This window comes from Salmonella sp. SAL04157 (assembly GCF_046551635.1).
GTDB lineage: Bacteria > Pseudomonadota > Gammaproteobacteria > Enterobacterales > Enterobacteriaceae > Salmonella > Salmonella enterica.
The window spans coordinates 138,427-159,618 of record NZ_JBGDVS010000002.1; the positions used below are offsets into that span (position 1 = coordinate 138,427).

At 48.6% G+C, this 21,192-nt stretch carries 21 protein-coding genes and 3 pseudogenes; 12 read left to right on the forward strand and 12 right to left on the reverse strand.

The window, feature by feature from the left end; translation table 11 throughout:
• Positions 1–826: 826 nt before the first annotated feature.
• The 5 genes and pseudogenes from ACLJRE_RS04190 to ACLJRE_RS04210 all read left to right on the forward strand — a co-directional run.
• A pseudogene (locus ACLJRE_RS04190) lies at positions 827–1,699 on the forward strand (phage tail protein); the annotation flags it as partial.
• Entirely contained in the window at positions 1,696–2,520 is an 825-nt protein-coding gene (locus ACLJRE_RS04195; protein ID WP_058108922.1) for a macro domain-containing protein, read from the forward strand. The pseudogene ACLJRE_RS04190 and the gene ACLJRE_RS04195, both read left to right, overlap by 4 nt.
• Positions 2,510–3,103: a tail fiber assembly protein gene (locus ACLJRE_RS04200; RefSeq protein ID WP_410957327.1), complete on the forward strand. Its 594-nt coding sequence runs from the start codon at positions 2,510–2,512 to the stop codon at positions 3,101–3,103. Before ACLJRE_RS04195 ends, ACLJRE_RS04200 begins: the two co-directional genes overlap by 11 nt.
• 67 nt (positions 3,104–3,170) lie before the next feature.
• Positions 3,171–3,893 carry a hypothetical protein gene (locus tag ACLJRE_RS04205; RefSeq protein WP_410957328.1) on the forward strand — a complete coding sequence of 241 codons (723 nt, stop codon included), beginning with the start codon at positions 3,171–3,173 and terminating at the stop codon, positions 3,891–3,893.
• A 108-nt stretch (positions 3,894–4,001) separates the two neighbouring features.
• Positions 4,002–4,193 (forward strand): DUF2767 family protein, encoded by a 192-nt coding sequence (locus tag ACLJRE_RS04210; RefSeq protein ID WP_024138909.1) that lies wholly within the window; start codon positions 4,002–4,004, stop codon positions 4,191–4,193.
• 15 nt (positions 4,194–4,208) lie between these two features.
• Here ACLJRE_RS04210 and ACLJRE_RS04215 read toward each other — a convergent pair whose 3' ends face one another.
• The 3 genes and pseudogenes from ACLJRE_RS04215 to pipB all read right to left on the reverse strand — a co-directional run bounded on the left by ACLJRE_RS04215 (position 4,209) and on the right by pipB (position 6,242).
• Complete coding sequence (locus ACLJRE_RS04215; protein ID WP_047590629.1) at positions 4,209–4,475, reverse strand: hypothetical protein; 267 nt, start codon at positions 4,473–4,475, stop codon at positions 4,209–4,211.
• Positions 4,476–4,860: 385 nt separating this feature from the next.
• Positions 4,861–5,286, reverse strand: a pseudogene (gene pipA, locus ACLJRE_RS04220) (type III secretion system effector protease PipA); the annotation flags it as partial.
• 80 nt (positions 5,287–5,366) lie between these two features.
• The gene (pipB, locus tag ACLJRE_RS04225; protein WP_001123036.1) at positions 5,367–6,242 is read right to left on the reverse strand and encodes an SPI-2 type III secretion system effector PipB; all 876 of its coding nucleotides are present in this window, start codon (positions 6,240–6,242) and stop codon (positions 5,367–5,369) included.
• A 217-nt stretch (positions 6,243–6,459) separates the two neighbouring features.
• Here pipB and ACLJRE_RS04230 point away from each other — a divergent pair.
• Positions 6,460–6,781: pseudogene (locus tag ACLJRE_RS04230) on the forward strand (hypothetical protein).
• 9 nt (positions 6,782–6,790) lie between these two features.
• Here ACLJRE_RS04230 and sigE read toward each other — a convergent pair.
• Together sigE and sopB are read right to left on the reverse strand one after the other, a co-directional pair.
• Complete coding sequence (sigE, locus tag ACLJRE_RS04235; RefSeq protein WP_001529102.1) at positions 6,791–7,132, reverse strand: type III secretion system chaperone SigE; 342 nt, start codon at positions 7,130–7,132, stop codon at positions 6,791–6,793.
• Between the two features lie 16 nt (positions 7,133–7,148).
• A complete protein-coding gene (gene sopB, locus ACLJRE_RS04240; RefSeq protein WP_001166958.1) occupies positions 7,149–8,834 on the reverse strand; it encodes an SPI-1 type III secretion system effector inositol phosphate phosphatase SopB in 1,686 nt (561 codons plus the stop codon).
• A 330-nt stretch (positions 8,835–9,164) separates the two neighbouring features.
• Between sopB and ACLJRE_RS04245 the strand changes: the two genes are divergently transcribed.
• Positions 9,165–9,335: a YlcI/YnfO family protein gene (locus ACLJRE_RS04245; RefSeq protein WP_001111006.1), complete on the forward strand. Its 171-nt coding sequence runs from the start codon at positions 9,165–9,167 to the stop codon at positions 9,333–9,335.
• On the opposite strand, the gene ACLJRE_RS04250 is transcribed toward ACLJRE_RS04245, so the two are convergent.
• From ACLJRE_RS04250 to hprR, 4 genes are all read right to left on the reverse strand, one after another.
• Positions 9,336–9,446, reverse strand: a complete 111-nt coding sequence (locus ACLJRE_RS04250) for a hypothetical protein (protein WP_000174815.1) — start codon at positions 9,444–9,446, stop codon at positions 9,336–9,338.
• 108 nt (positions 9,447–9,554) lie between these two features.
• A complete protein-coding gene (locus tag ACLJRE_RS04255) occupies positions 9,555–11,024 on the reverse strand; it encodes a C69 family dipeptidase (RefSeq protein ID WP_000760232.1) in 1,470 nt (489 codons plus the stop codon).
• 172 nt (positions 11,025–11,196) lie between these two features.
• Positions 11,197–12,561, reverse strand: coding sequence for a heavy metal sensor histidine kinase (locus ACLJRE_RS04260; RefSeq protein ID WP_000240026.1), 1,365 nt, complete (start codon positions 12,559–12,561; stop codon positions 11,197–11,199).
• Positions 12,554–13,234, reverse strand: coding sequence for a response regulator transcription factor HprR (gene hprR / locus ACLJRE_RS04265; RefSeq protein ID WP_000698216.1), 681 nt, complete (start codon positions 13,232–13,234; stop codon positions 12,554–12,556). Before hprR ends, ACLJRE_RS04260 begins: the two co-directional genes overlap by 8 nt.
• A gap of 135 nt (positions 13,235–13,369) precedes the next feature.
• On the opposite strand from hprR, the gene hiuH reads away from it, so the two are divergent.
• On the forward strand, positions 13,370–13,780 hold the full coding sequence (gene hiuH, locus ACLJRE_RS04270; protein ID WP_000833182.1) for a hydroxyisourate hydrolase: 411 nt from the start codon (positions 13,370–13,372) through the stop codon (positions 13,778–13,780).
• A gap of 332 nt (positions 13,781–14,112) precedes the next feature.
• On the opposite strand, the gene ACLJRE_RS04275 is transcribed toward hiuH, so the two are convergent.
• The 3 genes from ACLJRE_RS04275 to hpaR all read right to left on the reverse strand — a co-directional run bounded on the left by ACLJRE_RS04275 (position 14,113) and on the right by hpaR (position 16,863).
• The gene (locus ACLJRE_RS04275) at positions 14,113–14,625 is read right to left on the reverse strand and encodes a 4-hydroxyphenylacetate 3-monooxygenase reductase subunit (protein ID WP_001195556.1); all 513 of its coding nucleotides are present in this window, start codon (positions 14,623–14,625) and stop codon (positions 14,113–14,115) included.
• 17 nt (positions 14,626–14,642) lie between these two features.
• Positions 14,643–16,205 (reverse strand): 4-hydroxyphenylacetate 3-monooxygenase, oxygenase component, encoded by a 1,563-nt coding sequence (hpaB, locus tag ACLJRE_RS04280; RefSeq protein WP_000801496.1) that lies wholly within the window; start codon positions 16,203–16,205, stop codon positions 14,643–14,645.
• 217 nt (positions 16,206–16,422) lie between these two features.
• Positions 16,423–16,863, reverse strand: a complete 441-nt coding sequence (gene hpaR, locus ACLJRE_RS04285) for a homoprotocatechuate degradation operon regulator HpaR (RefSeq protein WP_000543923.1) — start codon at positions 16,861–16,863, stop codon at positions 16,423–16,425.
• Between the two features lie 274 nt (positions 16,864–17,137).
• Here hpaR and hpaG point away from each other — a divergent pair, with 274 nt between their 5' ends.
• From hpaG to ACLJRE_RS04305, 4 genes are read left to right on the forward strand one after another with little or no spacing between them, the layout of a single operon-like run.
• Entirely contained in the window at positions 17,138–18,427 is a 1,290-nt protein-coding gene (hpaG, locus tag ACLJRE_RS04290) for a 4-hydroxyphenylacetate degradation bifunctional isomerase/decarboxylase (protein ID WP_000679210.1), read from the forward strand.
• Positions 18,424–19,890, forward strand: a complete 1,467-nt coding sequence (hpaE, locus tag ACLJRE_RS04295) for a 5-carboxymethyl-2-hydroxymuconate semialdehyde dehydrogenase (protein ID WP_000723525.1) — start codon at positions 18,424–18,426, stop codon at positions 19,888–19,890. The genes hpaG and hpaE overlap by 4 nt, the downstream gene beginning before the upstream one ends.
• Before the next feature lies 1 nt (position 19,891).
• Complete coding sequence (hpaD, locus tag ACLJRE_RS04300; RefSeq protein ID WP_000516978.1) at positions 19,892–20,743, forward strand: 3,4-dihydroxyphenylacetate 2,3-dioxygenase; 852 nt, start codon at positions 19,892–19,894, stop codon at positions 20,741–20,743.
• Between the two features lie 9 nt (positions 20,744–20,752).
• A complete protein-coding gene (locus tag ACLJRE_RS04305; RefSeq protein WP_001119849.1) occupies positions 20,753–21,133 on the forward strand; it encodes a 5-carboxymethyl-2-hydroxymuconate Delta-isomerase in 381 nt (126 codons plus the stop codon).
• Positions 21,134–21,192 lie beyond the last annotated feature (59 nt).

A 21,192-nucleotide genomic window follows, 5' to 3' on the forward strand; every position in this document is an offset into this window, starting at 1 on the left:
ATTCGGAAATAATGTCGTCTCCTCACTGGCGGCTGATATTACCGCCAGCCAGACGACCATTCAGGTGATGCCTGGTGTGGGAGCGATGTTTGCTAATTTGCTGACCAGCGATTATGCAAACAGCTCAAACCCTCTTAAAACTTACGCCAAAATTACACTGACAGACGCAAAAGAAACAGTTTTTGAGGTATGCCATCTGACAGCAGTTAATAATGACATGCTGACGGTTATTCGCGGTCAGGAAGGTACAACAGCGAAGGGATGGTCACTGAATGACGTTATAGCGAATTTTGCGACGCGAGGATCTGAAAATCAGTTTGTACAAATTGAAGAGCTCCAGAGTGGGCATTATGTCGCTGGTGTGGCCGGAGGTACAGAAAATAATCTGACGCTGGAGTTACCAGCAACTTATTTCGTCAATGGTGGAGTTGACTGGACATTGCGCACTCCACTTGTGGTTATTCCGGCGCTAAACAATACCGGAGCCAGCACTCTGCAACTGACGATGGGAGGACGTGTGCTTGGCATATTCCCACTATACAAGGGGAATAAAGCAGAGTTATCGGCCAATGATATTATTAAAGATATTCCTGTCTTATGCGTTCTGGATAATACAAAAACCTATTTTTCTGTGCTTAATCCCCTGGAGATTTATTTGGGATCACGGTATTTGCAGAAGGACCAGAACCTGTCCGACGTACCGGATAAGGCCAAAGGTCGGTCCAGTCTTGAGGTCTACAGCAAAACCGAAAGTGATGAAAACTACATGGCTAAAAGCCAGTGTGGTGCGGATATCCCGAATAAGCCGCTGTTTGTACAAAATATCGGAGCGCTCCCTGCATCAGGTACGGCTGTTGCAGCGAACAGACTGGCATCACGCGGCGCGCTTCCGGCACTGACTGGTACGACAAGAGGAAGTGATAGCGGCCTGATAATGGGCGAGGTCTACAACAATGGCTATCCGACGCAATACGGAAATATTTTACGTCTGACCGGAACCGGTGATGGGGAAATCCTCATTGGCTGGAGCGGGACAAACGGTGCGCCAGCGCCCGCATATATTCGCAGCCATCGAGATACCGCCGATGCTGAGTGGTCCGAATGGGCAATGCTCTACACCACACTAAACCCACCTCCGGATTCGCATCCAGTAGGGGCGGCGATAGCATGGCCGTCTGATGCTACTCCGGCAGGTTACGCTCTGATGCAGGGGCAGTCCTTCGATAAATCTGCTTACCCGTTACTGGCTATAGCGTATCCGTCCGGCATTATCCCTGACATGCGAGGCTGGACAATAAAGGGTAAGCCCATCAGTGGACGTGCTGTACTGTCGCAAGAAATGGACGGCAACAAATCGCACAGTCACAGCGCCAGAGCGCAGGATACCGACTTAGGGACAAAAACTACCTCATCCTTTGATTACGGCACGAAATCGACCAATACAACGGGCAACCATACTCACCAGTTCGGCGGTTATATCAATTCATACTGGGGAGATTCCAATCACACCTCATTTCAGCCTGGAGGTGGTGCGTGGACACAGGCCGCTGGCGACCATGCACATACAGTTTATATCGGAGGACATGAGCACACCATGTATATCGGTCCACACGGACACGTCGTTATTGTGGACGCAGACGGTAATGCGGAAACCACGGTTAAAAACATTGCATTTAACTATATTGTGAGGCTGGCGTGATTAAATTAATTCTTTCAGCACCCGTGCCAGCAATGGCCGTGGCTTTTGAACATTCTTTTCAGAATACCGAAAATGTGGAAATTATCCCAGGACCGTTTGAAACCATACCGGAATTTGACTGCATGGTCAGTGCGGCGAACTCTTTCGGTTTGATGGATGGCGGCGTGGATGCTGCGATAACAGCATATTTTGGGCCGCAGTTACAGGAACGTGTACAGCAAAATATCATCCGTGAATATCTGGGAGAACAGCCTGTCGGCAGCGCCTTTGTTATTGAAACGGGTAACAGTAAACATCCGTGGTTGGTTCACGCTCCGACGATGCGCGTTCCGCTGATAATCGACGGCACCGATGCGGTTTATAACGCAACACGGGCAGCGTTACTGGCAATTTTTCAGCACAATAAAAGCGCCGGGGAAGGCCGGAAAATCAAATCGGTTGTGTTCCCTGCGATGGGGGCCGGGTGTGGTAAGGTATCACCGGATAGTGTCGCCCGGCAAATGAGGCTGGCGTGGGATGGTTTTATTAACTGCGCCACGGAAATTAACTGGCAATACGCCAGCGCCCGCCAGAATGCTGTATTCAGCACAACGGCATACTGTCCGTCAAAGACGCTTTGCCCGAACGCCAGAACGGAATATATCGGTTTTGGTGATTACAGAACGTATTGCAAAAAATCAGGTAACACCTGCATTAGTCCCCGTCATCAGGTTGATGATATTTATATTGGTGCGCATAGCCATGCTGTTTCCCCCGGTACTTATCCCCACAGCCATCACCTGAATACAGAATATTTATCCGGAGTAAAAAATGACGTTTAAAATGAGCGACATCCCACAGACAATTAAAATTTTTAATCTTCGTTCAGATACAAACGAATTTATTGGCGCAGGTGATGCATATATCCCGCCGCACACAGGACTACCGGCAAACTGTACTGATATCGCCCCTCCTGATATTCCCGCCAGTCATATTGCTGTATTTGACGCTGAAACCCAGACATGGAGTTTGCATGAGGATCACCGCGGCGAGATGGTTTACGACACAACAACCGGCAATCAGGTTTATATCTCCGAACCCGGCCCGTTGCCCGAAAATGTCACATCAGTTTCACCAGGAGGTGAATACCAGAAATGGGATGGTAAGGCGTGGGTGAAGGATGAAGCTGCGGAAACAGCGGCCAGACTTCGTGAAGCTGAAGGGACCAAAAGCCGTCTTTTGCAAATGGCATCGGGGAAAATCGCGCCGCTTCAGGATGCGGTTGATCTTGGACTCGCAACAGATGAAGAGAAAAGCCAGCTCGCCGAGTGGAAAAAATACAGGGTGCTGGTAAACCGGGTGGATACATCGACCGCGCCAAAAATCGACTGGCCTAAGAAACCTGAACAACCGCGTACCTTATAGGTTGATTTGAGACGCAGTGGTGATGGTGTACACTGCGCTTATCTGTACATATGTTTAGGGATGAAAAATGAATAAAATTGGTATAGTAGTTTTGTTGTCATTTTTTATGATCGGTTGTAGTGCTTGGGATAAAGGTAAAGCAAAAACAATTGAGCAAAAGCGGGATTACCTATTGGAGTATGGCCCGCAGTACGTGCCAAGTTTTTTAGTTCCTCAGTCATTGGTACATCAGCCTCCTCTAAGCGTTACTGTGTTACGAACTAAACTAGTTGATAATGGTGGGGAGACAAGTGAATTTCTCCACCGATTGGTTGATAAATGCTTTGAATCTTCGGATAGGTATTGCACTGTTAGTATGTATTATTCTGAGAACGAAAAAATAGAGAAGAAACGGCAAAAAATAGCCAATAAAAATAAACAAACATCAGTAAAAAAAGGAGACCTTTTTTATTGTCGAATGACGTTAAATCAATCTGGTGGGCCAGTTGATACTAGTCGCATGAGAGTACGTGTAAAGGACAACGTTGATTCCATTGGTTTCCTTTTTCCTGACGATAAGCAGATTATCTCACCAAAATTAGAAGTTGTTGATTCTGACTCAGGTGAGCGATATGGACGGGCGGCTGATGGCTCCATAACCGTATCGGCTAGTTATGATGGTCATGCTTACGAAATTCAAATATTTAATACTTTGCCTGTAAGCCAATTTAACGGGGCGGTGGTAACACACACTTCGGCACTCGAATTTGCGGGTAGTATTGATGTATTTGATTGTAAAAAGGTTAAATAAAGTACATATCAATATGTTTATAACCATAGAAATATATAGACATAAATGGTGCACTATGGCCTATATTACAATGATGTTGGTTCAGCGATAACAGAGCGAGAAACAGTTATGGATGAGGAAAAACAAGCTGTTTTTGACGATGTATGCAGGGTTATTGGACGCGCAGTAGTCATGCTAAAAGAAACTAATCAGCCAGTTACCAAAAACAGCATAAACCTGATGCTGCAAGCGCACTCGGATCAGAGTGATGATGCGTACCTGTCTAGAATCTATGCTGTTGCAAAAGATGTAATGGAATAGGGTAAACCTTCCTATTTACTGGATTAAATTTTCTGAGCGACGTTCTATCCCCGCGTTCATGTAGTCGATAGCCTTTTGAAGCTCTTCTATGAGTGCAACCGCCCGAGTACGAGAGATACACATAAACTGGTCAGGAAACTCTTTAATTGGCCAGTTTGGTATACAGGCCATGTTATCTGTGAATGAAGCGGACAGGTAAACTTCATTAGTTCGAAGGGAATAGCCTACTTCAAAACTGGTGAGTTCGGGTAAGCTGCTTACGTTAGATTCAGTGGTTCTCATGTGATATTTCCGCACTGTTTTTTTATACAGTATAATATCTGTGAATTTCAGATTTTAGTCAAGGTGAGCGCATAAATTCGGGGAATTTCGTGATCAAAGCTAAGCTAACATGTTGTTTTTCATGGATGGTGATTTTTCATAGTATTCTTTAGAATAAACATAATTGCTTGATTTATATTAATATTTTTCCGGTCTTGAAAACCGGCGACCCGAAAGGGTTCCAGAGTTCGAATCTCTGCGCTTCCGCCAGATTAAACAAGGGGTTACCGAAAGGTAACCCCTTTGTTTTTTGGGCGCTTAGAATATAGTTAGAAAATACTGCTAGAACATTTCCCGAAAAAACGGACTACGTGGGTTTTTAGTTTCTTTTCGTTTCCTGATGTGTCTATTTATTGAAGATGTAGACCATTCTGGGAGGTGAAGGATGCCCCATCTCTTTCAGAATAATGTTGGTATATTCGACAACAGGGCCTCCTGGATGATTTTCTTCTTTATCCTGAAGATGGGTCAGTGCATGTACAACTTCATGAATAAATGAACGTTTTGTGTCAAAAAGTTGTCTTCCTTCGTTACTTTCATAATGTTCGGTATATGAATCATCAGAATCGTCCAGATTGAGACAAATAACTTTCCTGCCTTCTGAAAGTTTGAAGTGTTCCTGAGCCGCGGTAGTTTCAAAGGCTTCGCCTGCCCCCAGTAGCCAGCGCTGCTCCACATCATGTAGTTCTTTTTCATATGCGTAATTCATCAGTCTGCGGAATGTTTCGCTTTGGGGATACGCATTTTGAAGTACGGAGGATAGTTCATCGTAGCTTAGGGGCGGGGTTTATTTAATAAAACAAGGGGGCTTCTGTTTGAATACTTCTTGTTTATAAAATCCCTTTATCTCGACTAAAATATTGGATGGGGGAAAAGCGTTTTATCATTGTAATCCGGGAGTGGAGTAGGGGTATGTTGACTACCTGTCAGATCGGCTCCTGTTAATGCTTTCGCTAAAGTTAGAGCTATCTTATCTAATTTTGCACCATTTAGTTTGGTGTCAGTTAAGTCTGAGCCGAATAGAATTGCAGCGGTTAAGTTTACACCGGACATGTTAGCGCAAGTCAGGTCTGCGTGAGTCAGGTTTGCTTTAGTCATGTTTGAACCCATTAGATTTACAGCGTGTAGATTTGCACAACACAAATTTGCACCGACTAAATTTACATTAGAAAGAGTTGTTTCACGGAAATCTGCATTAGAAGCATCTATTTTTGACAAATCTTCCCCCTGGAAATCTTTATGAGCCAGGTTTACTCCGCGCAGGTTCAGAAAACCATCCTCGGTTATAAGTGAATCAGGCTGTTGTATATTATGTTTACTCATCAGCTTTAACATTCGACATACATTCCAAAATCTCTCACTATCAACGTTATCCGTTACAGTTTTTCCATTTTTGTTCACTTCAATAATGACCATGGGATCCGTATTTTCGGATGCTGCTCCACATGACAGACATATAGTACACCCGTTGACATCCTCCAGAAATATTTTATTACCATCGAAGAAAGCATCTTTATTTACATATAATAATGATGTGGTCAGTTTTCCAATTACCTCCCGAAAGCATCTTTCATTGCTTCTTCTTACTCCACCACAGGTAAAAAAATTGACAAACCATTCCAGTATACCGCGTGGTGAAGTTGCACTTTTCATTGCTTCTTTCGTACCGGTACCGGCCGCATGCAAATATCTTAATATATTTTCTGGGGACGCGTTAGTTATTGGCATTTTGATTCCTTCTTATGGAAGTGAGTCGATTCCTTATAGGTGTGAGTCAAGTCACATTTATACAAGGAATAATAAAAAAAGATATAAGGTGATTTTTGTATTTAGAGCTTTGGTTGGGTATGAGTAGGTGTCTGGCATCTGACAAGAGGCGATGATATCTGCCATAACGGTGAAGCAGAAGTAATATCACCCGTGAATAATAAGATTATCCTTACTATTGACTTCCTTCATTTCCAGCATAGCTTACGCTTCATCATCAATGAATAAACAATTAAGTTTGTTGAGCGAAAATTTACCTAAAGAAAAAATAATAAGCCTTAATATTTTTTTGCAGTATTTCAACTTATAGCAGAATAAATGTGCGTAGATGGCGTAAAAACCTGACGAGCAGAAATACTTACACACTAAAAATGCTCCCGCAAACAGAGCAAAATGAGAAAGAGGAACGTTTGCCCCTTACATTTCCACCAAAGATTATGGTTTTGTCTCTTGTAAAGGGCATACGTATCGCGTTTTATCTCATTAAGAAAGTATGTTGACGTATTAAATTAAGCATAATGCTCTTTCAATTGCTTCACGTTTGAAATGAATAATTCAAAACCAGTGAGCGCCTCTTCTTCGGTACTGGTTTGCGGCAAGCGATAAAGCGCCACTAAAGCAGTATTGTCTGCGTCAGCGCCGATAGTGACGGCGCTGGTGTAGTTCAGACGTAAAAAATGCTGCAAAGTCAGGATGTCGTCAGGCAATGGCATAAAGGGACAGCACATTTCCAGTGTATGATCGGATTCATTAAAATAAACCTGTATCCCATCATCAATGATGAGAAGTGGCTCATCTTCTGGCGCATCCAGGCCTAACGCGGCATATAAACGATTCAATAGATTTTCCATATACTTACCTCAAGACTCAAGATGTGATTAATGAAGAAATGCCTTTTACTGACTGCCAAATATTTTCATCCCCAACTCGTTTTTGATAGGAAAGATTGAGCACCTCTGGCGATAAATTTTTCATTACTTTGTTTCCCGCCCCGCCCGTATTTTGTTTCTGAATCTCCAGGTTGCCGCTATTCAGTAATACTTTTTGGAAAATTTTCTGTCCACCGCTATCCGGAAGACTACCAGGCGCACTTAACATATGGGTCTGATGTAAAGAAATGTGCTCTCGCTTGATTTCTGAATCCATCATCCCTGTACGATCTTTGCCGCTTTTACAATTCCAGGCGGGCACCGCGTCAATTTCATGGGCTAACATGGCAAGGCGTTGTGCGAGTTTATAGGGTTCGCCGCCATCTTTATGATGTAGGTTATTTTTCCAGATATCCTTAATCTGACGTGCTAATGTATTGACGACCTCATAATTATCCGGGTATTGCGCCAGCCATTCGCCAACCCAGCCACCTGGTCTGGCTTCAGGGCGTAAATCATTGCCTAATAACTGATGTAGCGCTTCGGCATTATATCTATCCGATGCCTTAAGGCCAAAGCCGAGCTTGAGCGCCAGCTCATTAACACCCACATTAAATGCGGCGACGTCCGGTTTTATTTTTACCGTCTGTAGATCGCCATCTTTATTGCGGATTTTTAAATGAATCATTTTTCCCGGCTGGGTCAACGATTGCCATGCGCGCATTTGATCCTCGACCATCGTTCCCTCTTTGCCGAAAATATTCGACGCGGTGAGTAACCCGACGGATACCAGTTTCAGGCTTACCGCTTCGCCCTCTAAGGCTCTGTTAAGCAACTCAGGTTTACTAAAAAGTGCCGCAGTTAATACTTCTTTGGCTTTGTTTTCAGCGCCGACCTGACGCAGAAGCGGATCTTTTTCATGATAGGGGGAAAGCACGCCATGACGTATCCCGCAAAAGAGCGTTTTATCTTTACCGTCCTCATGCACACTCACCGTGGACATCCACAAATTATTGGCGTGATGAATATTCCTGGTATCCCAACTGCATACCCCCTTTCCCTGATAAGCACTGGGAAAGATATCTTTTGCGCCGATTTTCATCTCTGCGGCAGGGAGCTGCGTGTTGGTATAGTGATGCCCGTTATGCGTGAGTGTATTTTTTATGGTTTGCCAGGGCTGGTTATTAAGCTGCTTGACCTGAGCATCTCTAAACGCTACTGCCGCAAAGCGATGAGCTTCTTTTGCAGGTAGGCCATTTTGCTGCTGAGTGCGTGCTGCAATAAGTTCGATAAGATTTTTCTTCAATGCTTTTGCCGCGGCTTCTTCTTGTTTTGTTGCTGGCCGGTCCGCTTTAACTTTGGCTAACTCCATTTGGTTTGCCATTGACGTTAGAACCGGGTCTTGTTTACCCAGAACGGTTGCCGCGACGGTAAGAAGATCGCGCTGTAAGTTATAGAGGTTATGCAGCGAGTGGTTAGACGTCTTCTGATGCTGTAGATAATTCCCCCATGTCGCGCCAGGTTCTCGCAGGACAATAATTTCCGGGCGAACGTCGGGCGCTTTAGCCGGCGCTTTGCCCTGGCCTGAGAGAATCTGCATTCCGTTGTATAAGGTTTTTTGTAGGCTTTTAAAAGCCTCCTGGGTTTTTAGTGAAGCTGAGTGATAGAAGCTCTGTATTTGCATAGCGTTTTTAATATTCCTGAATAGGGGAGTGGGAACATTCAACAGGGTTAACAACCCTTTAAAAGAATGTGACTTTTATGCGCCAGGAACTTTAAAAAAATGTCCTTTTTAATGAGAAAGCGCTTCTGATCAGGCGGGGAGGTGTCCTGACGTGCATACGTAGTGGCGATCATGGGGGGAACGGCGCATCAAATGTTCATAAAATCTACAAACTTCACAATTTAGGGCACAACTTTTATTGAAAACCCACCTTCTTGACTCAGATCAAATTCACCGATTTACTCCTGCGTAAAGTAACGGCGTTACATCAAATGTTATACAGGTGTGTGTATGCCAGCAAAGCCCCGGACAAGTAAGACCGTGACGAAGAATATTCGTTTTTCCTATTCCATGCTTGAACAGATAGAATTCGCGTTGAAATCTGAAAAGACGCGGAATTTTTCAGCGTGGGTAAAAGAGGCCTGTCGGGAAAAGTTATGTAACACGGGACATAAGTTGTAGTTATCGTTTTATGCGAGAGGAGGCGGCCATTTTGAAAAGAACAACGTGCTTATATACCTCCTGGGTTTTTGCCGCTTTTGTCTCTCTGCTGATATTTGCCTGGAGTGTCATAAACTATCCTCTCTATGAATCCATAATAATTATTGTCTTTTATATCTGGCTAATTCTGGTGCCGCTTTATCTTATTGTGTATGAGTGGCTAATAGATTGTCATTAAATTTATGGTTGCGTACTTGAAAAGTGATATTTCATATCTGTGCGGTAAGTCATTGTCGTAATAATATTATTGGTCAGGCGACGGGCGAGCGTCTGCGCATTTTGCATCGTTTTATCTTCAAAATTTTGCAGTAAGCGTTGCGCTTCTTTCGGATGCGACGCATATAATCTCAGATAGCTCTGCTCCATCTTATACTGCTGCTTAGCTGTTTGCTGTTCAAATGTTTTCCAGGCGTGTTGCACATCTGGCGCAAACGCATTGTAGTCCTGCATAACCAGCGTTTGCAGCGTGCGGAATGTCCAGTAGGTAGAGTCGTTGCTCGCCCGATCGGTTCCTTTATCATCTCCGGGTTGATAATGACGCATTCCCTGATAATAGGGGAGATAGACGCTAAGAGATGGCATTCCATAGGCGATGTATTCTACGTTGCCGATAGCCTGCGGTAATTTCGGTCTGACCTGTAAAATATGTGACTCCTGGGTACGAAAAACGGATATAGGTCGCCATGGTTCTTGTGGATTATGACTGGCATAAGGGTCGTGCGACGTTCCCTGATAGTGATTGCGTAACGCGTTTTTTACTGCCGCCACGCTAATTTTCGTTATTGGCGTTAAAAAAACAGGAAATGTTTCTCCTTCGCTAACGGCCGTATCCAGATGCGGATTAAACTGATGTTGTAGCGTCCAGACGCGCGGATAATTATAGGTGGTATCGTTTTTGTTATCCTGCGAATAGGCTTGATGAAAGTCGAATTCGCCGCGGGCCGGATCATATAATCCCTGCTTTTTCGCAAAGCTTACTAACGTTGGTGACGCCATATAATTCGCGTTATCATTCGGATCGTAATGGCGTAAACGTCCCTGATTGGCGGAAACGAAATAGCTATCTGCCGGAAGTCGTACTGCCAGCCATTGATGACCGCTTCCCGTCTCCAGATACCATATCTCTTTGCTATCAATAAACGCGACGCCGAAACCTTCGCCAGCGCCTTTTTGTTCAATAATGTCTCCCAGTAATTTGGCGCCCTGACGCGCCGATTGCGCCACTGGCAGGATCACGGACTCAATGGCGTCTTCCGTGATTCCCGTTTTTGTCACGTAAGGATCGGCAGCCAGCGCCGCTCTGCCGTTATAAATGGTTTCCGTTGCGCTCATTCCGACGCCCGCCGAATTGAAACCGGCTTCACCCATGGCGTTATCGTTAGTATCAAAGTCATGAATCGCCGTATAGCGCATCGCTGTCTCCGGAAGCGGCCAGCTAAAATTGTTCCGATGTGCTTTATACTCGCCTTGTTGATGAAACGCGACGGGATGAATAACCTTATGCTTGGCGTTATTTGCCGAGCCATCCTCGTTGCGCGCGATAATAAAGGAGCCGTCAGCCGAAGCCTGATTGCCTACCAAAAGGGTAGTACAGGCGATGACTTTACCCATACCCAGCAGCGTAACGGCGAATGCAAGATACTTTTTCATAAAGGTTCCCACTGAATAACGCGTTATGGGATGAATTGACCCTGGATTGGAAACCGAGAAAGTGATCGAGCCAGCAATATTCTTTGCCGGCATCCTTTATTTTCTCTTTATTGAGGTTGTATTGATAACCACAGCCCTGTGGCAGGGAAGGGGAACAGAACCTGTACTGACCTTAGCTATCACCGCTATCAGGCAGACGAACCGAAAAGATATTATGTTCATCGGCATAGCGGTAAGATGCCGAACCACCGTGTAATAGAGCAATCGCGTTAACTAACGATAACCCCAGGCCGAAACCGGCAGTGTGGCGGGCATTATCTCCTCGCCAAAAACGCCGGAAAAGCTTATCCGCATCGGCGGGGTGGCTGCCCGGATTAGCGACCCGAATTTCTGCAACGTTATCATCATAAGCGCTTTCAATACGTATCACGGCGTTTTCATCAGAATAACGGATGGCATTCGTCAGCAGGTTTGAGAGCACTCTTTGTAATAATATTTCGTCAGCCCATACCGTTCCCTGACATTGATTTATAAAACAGATGCGCTTCTCCTCGGCAAGGGGGCTAAGATAATCCAGCATATTTTCGACCAGCGCATTGAGCGAAACAGGCTGTTTTTTTACCGCTATATTCTGGTGCTCCGCGCGTGCCAGAAAGAGAATATTTTCTGTCAGTCGCGACAGTCCCTCCAGCTCTTCAATATTATCGACAAGGGCTTGTTGATACTCTTCGGCGCTGCGTTCCTGACTCAGCATCACCTGATTCTTCCCCAGTAAAATATTAACAGGCGTGCGCAGCTCATGCGCCAGATCGTCGGCAAATTGGTTCAGGCGTTCAAAATCGTCGGAAAGCTTCTGGCGCATGGTATTTAGCGCTTGTCCAAGCGGCCTGAGCTCAACGGGTAACGCCTGTTCCGCCAACGGCTGGCGAAGTGTGCCGCTATCTGTCGCCGCGGTGAGTCGGCTGAGCGACGTAATGGCCCGCAGCCCGTTTCTGATGACTAATGGACTGAGCGCCGAACAGACGAGGATCGCGATAAGGCTAATCAGCAAACTGTTGCGGCGATATTGCGCCAGCATTTGCCGTCTTTCCGTCGCCAGCCTGGCAATAGTAAGGGTCAGCGGGTCATCGCCGCTTCTGGCGTTTACTCGTACCGCGGTCAGTTCCGTGCCTTGTACCGCCTGGCGAAATAAGGTTTCGCGGGTGATGTTTTTAGCCAGCGGAATCTCGTTAAAGCGTTGGTCGGGGATGCCGCTATGATTAATCGCAACATTGTGGCCTGTTGCTGAATGGATCAATAAGATATCCTGCTTCGTATCCACCATCCGATTGAAATAGAGCGGCAGATTTTCCGGCCTGGCGCCATCCAGTAACAGTTGCTGCATTTGCGCCGCCCGATTTATTAGCGTCATATCATCCCGATACGTTAATTCTTTGCTCAGCGCGTTATAGAGCGTCCAGCTAATGCCGGTACAGGCGAGGATAAGTATGGCGATAAAAGAAATTGTCAGGCGCAGCGTCATTGATAACTTAACCATTCTGCGACGTTTCCGCCTGTAATTGATAACCCATCCCCCGGACGGTCATAATGAGCTTCTTTTCAAATGGATCGTCTACTTTGGCGCGCAGCCGACGAATCGCGACATCAACGGTGTTGGTTTCACTATCAAAGTTAATTCCCCAAACTTCGCTGGCGATCGCGGTTCGGGGCACAATTTCTCCTGCCCGGGAGGCCAGTAACCAGAGGAGCAGGAATTCTTTGCGGGTCAGGGAAATCGGTTTGCCATTTCGTGACACCGATTGCTTTGTGGCATCCATGTCCAGACCATTGATCGTCAGTCGGGTAAAGACCGGGACGTGCTGTCTGAGTTGAGCTCTCACCCGGGCCAGCAGTTCGGCGAAGGAAAAAGGCTTAACAAGGTAATCATTAGCGCCCGCCTCAAGACCTTTGACGCGATCCTCAACCGAGTCGCGCGCCGTCAGGCAAATAACGGGGGACTGATGCGCAGTGCGTAACGCGCGTAAAACCTGCCATCCATCAAGCCCCGGCAGCATAATATCAAGAATAATCAATGAATAATGTTCCTGAAGGGCCAGGTGTAATCCGTCTCGTCCATCACAGGCATAATCAACCACATAGCCTGCCTCCGTGAGTCCCTGACGTACCCACTGAATGGTTTTCTGGTTATCTTCAATCAATAAAATCTTCATCAACGCAGTATGCCATAGGCTTGGTAGCGAATCCGTAAATCTCCAACAAGATGACATAATTGTCATGTCCGTGTAAGGTTAATCCTGGACGCGCCAGATATATTTTCCTGCATCAATACCGTAAAGGAGTGAAGCATGAAACGATATATACTGGCTACCGCGATAGCATCTCTTGTTGCAGCCCCTGCAATGGCGCTGGCCGCTGGCAACAATATTCTCAGCGTACATATTCTCGATCAGCAAACAGGCAAACCGGCGCCCGGCGTGGAGGTGGTACTGGAGCAGAAAAAGGATAACGGATGGACGCAATTAAATACCGGGCATACCGACCAGGACGGACGTATTAAAGCACTGTGGCCCGAAAAAGCTGCCGCGCCGGGGGATTATCGCGTTATTTTTAAAACCGGCCAGTATTTTGAAAGTAAAAAACTGGATACGTTTTTCCCGGAGATTCCCGTCGAGTTTCATATCAGCAAAACGAATGAGCACTATCATGTGCCGCTGTTATTAAGTCAGTATGGTTATTCAACCTATCGCGGGAGCTAATTTAGAGCCTATCCCATTAGGGCTATTTTACTTGCCATTTTGGACCTGGGCAGTGCTCGCCAAAACGCGTTAGCGTTTTGAACGCCGCTAGCGGCGGCCCGAAGGGCGAGCGTAGCGAGTCAAACCTCACGTACTACGTGTACGCTCCGGTTTTTGCGCGCTGTCCGTGTCCAAACTGGCTGCGCCAATAACGCCTGGTGGGATAGGCTCTTAGATTGTATTAATCGCCGCGATTTATGGCGATCAAACATCGCGGCGGGAATAAAAATCTTCAGCGTATCGACTCTTCTCCCACAAGCGGTGGTTATCCCGCTTGTGGGCATGAGTGACGGTTAAACAGGCGCTTCCATCTCAAGTCTGACCGGATGAAAACGGCGTTTGAAATAAATCAGGCCATGCCCATCCTGGCTAAGGATAATATTTTTGATCGCCACCAGATACACCAGATGCGTGCCAATGGTTTGTACCTCGCTGATCTCGCCTTCAAGACCGGCCAGCGCGCCGTTAAGTACCGGCTGGCCCAGCGGTCCGTTTTGCCAACATGGCTGGTGAAAACGCTCCTCCATCGCCATCCCCGTCATACCGGCAAAGTGGCGCGCCATCAGCTCCTGCTCATGGTTAAGTACATTAATGCACAGCCTGCCGTTACCCTGAAAAACGGGGTTCATGGCGCTATTGGCATTAATACATACCATTACGGAGGGCGGCGTATCGGTGACGGAGCAGACCGCTGTTGCGGTGATACCGCAGCGTCCGGCGTGACCCGCCGTGGTTACGATGTTGACCGCTGCCGCCAGACTTGCCATCGCATCGCGAAAACGCAGACGTTGTTCATCTACTTGCATGAGAACCTCCTGCCGCGTTATTTCAGCAGCTTATCCAGTTGATTGATGTCGTCGTTATTGTGCAAATGCGAAACCGTCCAGCCATTCTGATCGTATTCGGAGAGGCAGCGATCGACCATTGCCATCATCTTATCCATATTGCCGGAGCTCTGGGCCTGACGCAGGCACTGCAGACGAATTTCATCCTGGCTGCCCGAGTAGTTAATCTCGTACAGCTCATGGCGACCGCCGAACTCGCTGCCGATGGCATCCCACATCAATTTAAGAATTTTGATACGTTCAACATGGTCCATTCCGTTAGAGCCGCGTACGTATTTCGCCAGGTACTGGTCGATTTGCGGATTATTCAGATCGCGGGCGCTGGAAGGCAGGTAAATCAGGCCGCTGGTAACGTTACGTTCAATAATATTTTTAATTTTCGCGTAGGCCATTGGGGCCATCACACGATAGGTTTGCAGCGCGGCGTGGTCCGGTAGCCAGGCGCCGTTTACCCACGGGGTTGCTTCAGAACACATAGAATCGCTCAATGCCCAGAACATATTGCGCCAGGCCACGACTTCGCCGAGATCGGCCTGCACGCCACGGAACTCTACGGTACCCGTACATTCGAGCGATTTTTTCAGCAGCGCGGTAATGAAATCAAGTTTAACCGCCAGACGAACACAGGCTTGCAGTGGATACATACGGGCAAAGCCGCCTTCCATCGTCCAGCGACGGCAACGATCGAAATCACGGTAAATCAACACGTTTTCCCACGGGATCAGCACCTTGTCCATCACCAGAATGGCATCGTTTTCATCAAAGCGGCTGGAGAGTGGATAATCAAACGGCGAGCCCGTCGCGCCCGCGACCATTTCATACGAGGCGCGCGAAATAAGTTTTACGCCTTCGGCATCCATTGGCGCGACAAACATCAGAGCAAAATCCGGGTTTTCGCCCATCACCTGGGCTGAGCCGAAACCAATCATGTTGTAGTGAGTCAGGGCGGAGTTAGTGGCGACAACTTTCGCCCCGCTGACAATAATCCCGGCGTCCGTCTCTTTCTCCAGCTTGATATAGACGTCTTTCACTTCGTCGGCAGGTTTGTGGCGGTCAATGGGCGGGTTGACGATAGCATGGTTAAAGTACAGGCCGGTCTCCTGAATACGGGTGTACCAGTTACGGGCGTTCTGCTCAAACTGGCCGTAGAAAGCTGGGTTAGCGCCCAGAGCGCAGCCAAAGGCGGCTTTGTAATCCGGTGTGCGTCCCATCCAGCCGTAACTCAGGCGTGACCACTCGGCGATAGCATCACGCTGTTGGCGCAGATCGTCTGCGCTTTTCGCCACGCGGAAAAATTTATGCGTATAACCGCCGCTGCCGGTATCGGTATTCCAGCACAGGGTATCTTGCATCGACGGTTTATGTAATGCGTCATACAGTTGTGCGACAGAGGCTGCGGCATTGCGGAATGCCGGATGTGTCGTAACATCTTTAACGCGTTCACCGTAAATATAAATTTCCCGCCCGTCCTGCAGGCTTTTTAAATACTCTTCGCCCGTTAACGGACGCTTGTTATCAGTACGAAAATCTTCAGGTTTCATTGCGGCCTCTTCCTCGTTAATCGGAATGTTTTGTTAATAATATGTTTCTTATTTGTTGTTTAATTGAATAGGCAGAAGCGTAAACTGTGAAGAGACTTTCAGGACAACGGCGGGTACTTTTCAGATGAACGTCGAAGAAGAAGAGTAAAATGCGATCGCCGTCAACGTTGTAAGCGGGAGGGGATTCCCGTGTCGGCGGCGAGGGAAGGAAAGAATACTATGCTTCCGCTTCGCTATCAGGAGGCTGGCGCCCCAGAGCAATAAGATCGTCCAGCAGCAGCATCAATTGCTGTGTTTTTTCGGGCGTGAAATCGGCCTCAATTTTTCGATAAGCCTCTTCTACCTGGCTCCGGGCACGGGCGTACAACGTTTGTCCCTGCTCCGTCAACATGACATATAACTTACGCTGATCGTTAACCGGCTTGAGTCGCAACACCAGTCCGTCTCGCTCCATGCGCGTCAATATTCCGGTCAGACTTGGACGCAAAATGCAGGTACGAAAGGCCAGCTCGTGAAAATCCATAGAGGGGCTATCGGCCAGGATTCGCACAATGCGCCATTGCTGGTCGGTCAGATTGTGGCTTTTAACGATGGGGCGGAAATAGGTCATTGCCGCTTCGCGCGCCTGAAGCAATGCGATGGTTAATGAATCATGCATAAGCGTTTCTCTTTTGCAGAATTATTAATACCTGAATAATCGTGTTTACCGATGTGAGCTATGACATCTGTTTTATGTCCAAAGTTTAACAGAAACAAGGTGTTTTATTTAACTATTTGATATATATGTATTTAATCATTGTTTTGTGAAAATATTGTTAATCACATCACAAATACTTTACTTCAGCTTGCTAAATGTACAGCGAAAGCATAAATCTAATTATTAATATATTAATGAAATCACAGCCCGTTAAATCGGCCTGAGGAGTTTATGTATGAAGGGTACTGTTTTCGCCGTTGCGTTAAACCATCGCAGCCAGCTTGATGCCTGGCAAGAGGCTTTCTCTCAGCCTCCCTATAATGCGCCGCCTAAAACCGCAGTGTGGTTCATCAAGCCGCGTAATACGGTGATTCGTCACGGCGAACCCATTCCTTATCCGCAGGGAGAAAAGGTACTGAGCGGCGCGACAGTGGCGCTCATTGTGGGGAAAACCGCCAGCCGGATACGCCCTGAAGCGGCGGCGGACTATATCGCCGGGTATGCGTTGGCTAACGAGGTCAGCCTGCCGGAAGAGAGCTTTTATCGCCCGGCGATTAAAGCGAAATGTCGCGATGGCTTTTGCCCTCTGGGTGAAATGGCGCCGCTGAGTGATGTGGATAACCTCACCATTATCACTGAAATCAACGGACGAGAAGCGGACCACTGGAATACTGCCGATTTACAGCGTAGCGCCGCACAGCTGCTTAGCGCGTTAAGTGAGTTCGCTACGCTTAACCCTGGCGATGCGATCTTACTCGGTACGCCACAGAATCGCGTTGCGCTGCGTCCCGGCGATCGGGTGCGTATTCTGGCGAAAGGTTTACCCGCGCTGGAAAATCCGGTTGTCGCAGAAGATGAATTCGCCCGCCACCAGACGTTTACGTGGCCGTTGTCAGCAACGGGAACGCTATTTGCGCTGGGGTTGAACTACGCCGATCACGCCAGCGAGCTGGCATTTACGCCGCCGAAAGAGCCGCTGGTATTTATCAAAGCGCCAAACACCTTTACCGAACATCATCAAACGTCGGTGCGCCCGAACAACGTCGAATATATGCACTATGAAGCCGAACTGGTCGTGGTAATTGGCAAAACGGCGCGTAAGGTGAGCGAAGCCGAAGCCATGGAGTATGTGGCCGGTTACACCGTCTGTAACGACTACGCGATCCGCGACTATCTGGAAAACTACTACCGTCCAAATCTGCGGGTAAAAAGCCGCGACGGCCTGACGCCGATAGGCCCGTGGATTGTGGATAAAGAGGCGGTTTCTGATCCGCATAACCTGACGTTACGCACCTTTGTCAACGGTGAGCTGCGGCAGGAAGGGACGACCGCCGATCTGATCTTCAGCATCCCGTTCCTGATTTCTTATCTGAGCGAATTTATGACGTTGCAACCGGGCGACATGATTGCCACCGGTACGCCGAAAGGGTTGTCCGATGTGGTGCCGGGGGATGAAGTTGTCGTGGAAGTAGAAGGCGTGGGTCGCCTGGTTAACCGAATCGTCAGTGAGGAGAGCGCAAAATGAAGAAAATAAATCATTGGATTAACGGCAAAAATGTTGCAGGTAACGACTACTTCCAGACCACTAACCCGGCGACCGGTGACGTGCTGGCGGAAGTGGCCTCCGGCGGTGAAGCAGAGGTGAACCAGGCTGTCGCGGCGGCAAAAGAGGCGTTCCCGAAATGGGCCAACCTGCCGATGAAAGAGCGCGCGCGCCTGATGCGCCGCCTTGGCGACCTGATTGACCAGCATGTGCCGGAAATCGCGGCGATGGAAACCGCCGACACCGGCCTGCCTATTCACCAGACTAAAAACGTGCTGATTCCGCGCGCCTCGCATAACTTCGAATTCTTCGCTGAAGTGTGCCAGCAGATGAACGGCAAGACCTATCCGGTTGATGATAAAATGCTCAATTATACGCTGGTGCAGCCCGTCGGCGTCTGCGCACTGGTGTCGCCGTGGAACGTGCCGTTTATGACCGCGACCTGGAAAGTCGCGCCGTGCCTGGCGCTGGGTAACACCGCGGTGCTCAAAATGTCCGAGCTGTCGCCGTTGACTGCCGACAGGCTGGGCGAGCTGGCGCTGGAGGCAGGAATTCCGGCAGGGGTGCTGAACGTGGTGCAGGGCTATGGCGCCACTGCTGGCGATGCGCTGGTACGCCACCATGACGTGCGTGCGGTGTCGTTTACCGGCGGTACCGCCACCGGTCGCAATATCATGAAAAATGCCGGCCTGAAAAAATACTCGATGGAGCTGGGCGGCAAATCGCCGGTGCTGATTTTTGAAGATGCCGACATTGAGCGCGCGCTGGACGCCGCGCTGTTCACCATCTTCTCGATCAACGGCGAACGCTGCACCGCCGGGTCGCGCATCTTTATCCAGCAGAGCATTTACCCTGAGTTCGTGAAGCGCTTTGCCGAACGCGCGAATCGCCTGCGTGTCGGCGATCCGACCGACCCGAACACCCAGGTCGGCGCGCTGATTAGCCAACAGCACTGGGAGAAAGTCTCCGGTTATATCCGCCTCGGCATTGAAGAAGGTGCAACGCTGCTGGCGGGCGGCCCGGAAAAACCCACTGACCTGCCTGCGCATCTGAAAGGCGGTAACTTCCTGCGCCCAACCGTGCTGGCCGATGTCGACAACCGTATGCGCGTCGCGCAGGAAGAGATCTTTGGGCCGGTCGCCTGCCTGCTGCCATTCAAAGACGAAGCGGAAGGGTTACGTTTGGCGAACGACGTGGAATACGGTCTGGCCTCTTATATCTGGACCCAGGACGTGAGCAAAGTGTTGCGCTTGGCGCGTGGGATTGAAGCCGGCATGGTCTTCGTCAACACCCAGAACGTCCGCGACCTGCGCCAGCCGTTCGGCGGCGTGAAAGCCTCCGGTACCGGGCGCGAAGGCGGCGAATATAGCTTCGAAGTGTTTGCGGAAATGAAAAACGTCTGCATCTCAATGGGCGACCATCCTATCCCAAAATGGGGAGTTTGATATGGGCAAGTTAGCGTTAGCAGCAAAAATTACCCACGTGCCGTCGATGTATCTTTCTGAACTGCCGGGAAAAAATCACGGTTGTCGTCAGGCAGCCATTGATGGGCATATTGAAATTGGCAAGCGTTGCCGCGAAATGGGCGTTGACACCATTATCGTATTCGACACCCACTGGCTGGTGAATAGCGCTTACCACATTAATTGTGCCGACCATTTCCAGGGCGTCTATACCAGCAACGAATTGCCACACTTTATTCGCGACATGACCTATGACTATGACGGTAATCCGGAGCTCGGCCATCTGATCGCCGACGAGGCAGTCAAACTGGGCGTGCGCGCTAAAGCGCATAACATCCCGAGCCTGAAGCTGGAGTATGGCACGCTGGTACCGATGCGCTACATGAACAGCGACAAGCACTTCAAAGTGGTCTCCATTTCGGCGTTCTGCACTGTGCATGATTTTGCCGACAGCCGCAGACTGGGTGAAGCCATTCTCAAGGCGATTGAGAAATATGACGGTACCGTAGCGGTATTCGCCAGTGGTTCTCTGTCGCACCGTTTTATTGACGACCAACGGGCGGAAGAGGGGATGAACAGCTACACCCGCGAGTTCGATCATCAAATGGACGAGCGCGTGGTCAAGCTGTGGCGCGAAGGCAAATTCAAGGAGTTTTGCACCATGTTGCCGGAGTACGCCGACTACTGCTACGGCGAAGGCAACATGCACGACACGGTCATGCTGCTGGGAATGCTGGGTTGGGACAAATACGACGGCAAGGTGGAGTTCATCACCGACCTGTTCGCCAGCTCCGGTACCGGCCAGGTGAACGCTGTTTTCCCGCTGCCTGCGTAAGGGGTGTTTATGCCGCACTTTATTGCTGAATGTACTGAAAATATTCGCGAGCAGGCTGATTTACCCGGCCTGTTCAGCAAGGTAAACGAGGCGCTGGCCGCCAGCGGGATTTTCCCCATCGGCGGTATCCGCAGTCGCGCCCACTGGCTGGATACCTGGCAGATGGCTGACGGTAAGCATGATTACGCGTTTGTGCATATGACGCTGAAAATCGGCGCCGGGCGCAGCCTGGAGAGCCGTCAGGAAGTTGGCGAAATGCTGTTTGGGCTGATTAAAGCCCACTTCGCCGACCTGATGGAGAACCGCTATCTGGCGCTGTCGTTTGAGATTGCCGAGCTACATCCGACGCTCAATTACAAACAAAACAACGTACACGCGCTGTTTAAATAGCACACTCTTTCGCCCGGTGGCGCTGCGCTGACCGGGCCTACAAAAAAAACGATGCACGA

Coding starts and splice junctions, on each gene's coding strand:
- ACLJRE_RS04200 (WP_410957327.1), top strand. CDS start 2,510: ATGACGTTTAAAATGAGCGACATCCCACAGACAATTAAAATTTTTAAT.
- ACLJRE_RS04305 (WP_001119849.1), top strand. CDS start 20,753: ATGCCGCACTTTATTGCTGAATGTACTGAAAATATTCGCGAGCAGGCT.
- ACLJRE_RS04260 (WP_000240026.1), bottom strand. CDS start 12,561: ATGGTTAAGTTATCAATGACGCTGCGCCTGACAATTTCTTTTATCGCC.
- ACLJRE_RS04215 (WP_047590629.1), bottom strand. CDS start 4,475: ATGAGAACCACTGAATCTAACGTAAGCAGCTTACCCGAACTCACCAGT.
- ACLJRE_RS04255 (WP_000760232.1), bottom strand. CDS start 11,024: ATGAAAAAGTATCTTGCATTCGCCGTTACGCTGCTGGGTATGGGTAAA.
- hpaE (WP_000723525.1), top strand. CDS start 18,424: ATGAAGAAAATAAATCATTGGATTAACGGCAAAAATGTTGCAGGTAAC.
- ACLJRE_RS04275 (WP_001195556.1), bottom strand. CDS start 14,625: ATGCAAGTAGATGAACAACGTCTGCGTTTTCGCGATGCGATGGCAAGT.
- hprR (WP_000698216.1), bottom strand. CDS start 13,234: ATGAAGATTTTATTGATTGAAGATAACCAGAAAACCATTCAGTGGGTA.
- hpaG (WP_000679210.1), top strand. CDS start 17,138: ATGAAGGGTACTGTTTTCGCCGTTGCGTTAAACCATCGCAGCCAGCTT.
- ACLJRE_RS04250 (WP_000174815.1), bottom strand. CDS start 9,446: ATGACACTCCAGGCAAATATCAGCAGAGAGACAAAAGCGGCAAAAACC.
- ACLJRE_RS04245 (WP_001111006.1), top strand. CDS start 9,165: ATGCCAGCAAAGCCCCGGACAAGTAAGACCGTGACGAAGAATATTCGT.
- sopB (WP_001166958.1), bottom strand. CDS start 8,834: ATGCAAATACAGAGCTTCTATCACTCAGCTTCACTAAAAACCCAGGAG.
- pipB (WP_001123036.1), bottom strand. CDS start 6,242: ATGCCAATAACTAACGCGTCCCCAGAAAATATATTAAGATATTTGCAT.
- hiuH (WP_000833182.1), top strand. CDS start 13,370: ATGAAACGATATATACTGGCTACCGCGATAGCATCTCTTGTTGCAGCC.
- hpaD (WP_000516978.1), top strand. CDS start 19,892: ATGGGCAAGTTAGCGTTAGCAGCAAAAATTACCCACGTGCCGTCGATG.
- sigE (WP_001529102.1), bottom strand. CDS start 7,132: ATGGAAAATCTATTGAATCGTTTATATGCCGCGTTAGGCCTGGATGCG.
- hpaR (WP_000543923.1), bottom strand. CDS start 16,863: ATGCATGATTCATTAACCATCGCATTGCTTCAGGCGCGCGAAGCGGCA.
- hpaB (WP_000801496.1), bottom strand. CDS start 16,205: ATGAAACCTGAAGATTTTCGTACTGATAACAAGCGTCCGTTAACGGGC.
- ACLJRE_RS04210 (WP_024138909.1), top strand. CDS start 4,002: ATGGATGAGGAAAAACAAGCTGTTTTTGACGATGTATGCAGGGTTATT.
- ACLJRE_RS04205 (WP_410957328.1), top strand. CDS start 3,171: ATGAATAAAATTGGTATAGTAGTTTTGTTGTCATTTTTTATGATCGGT.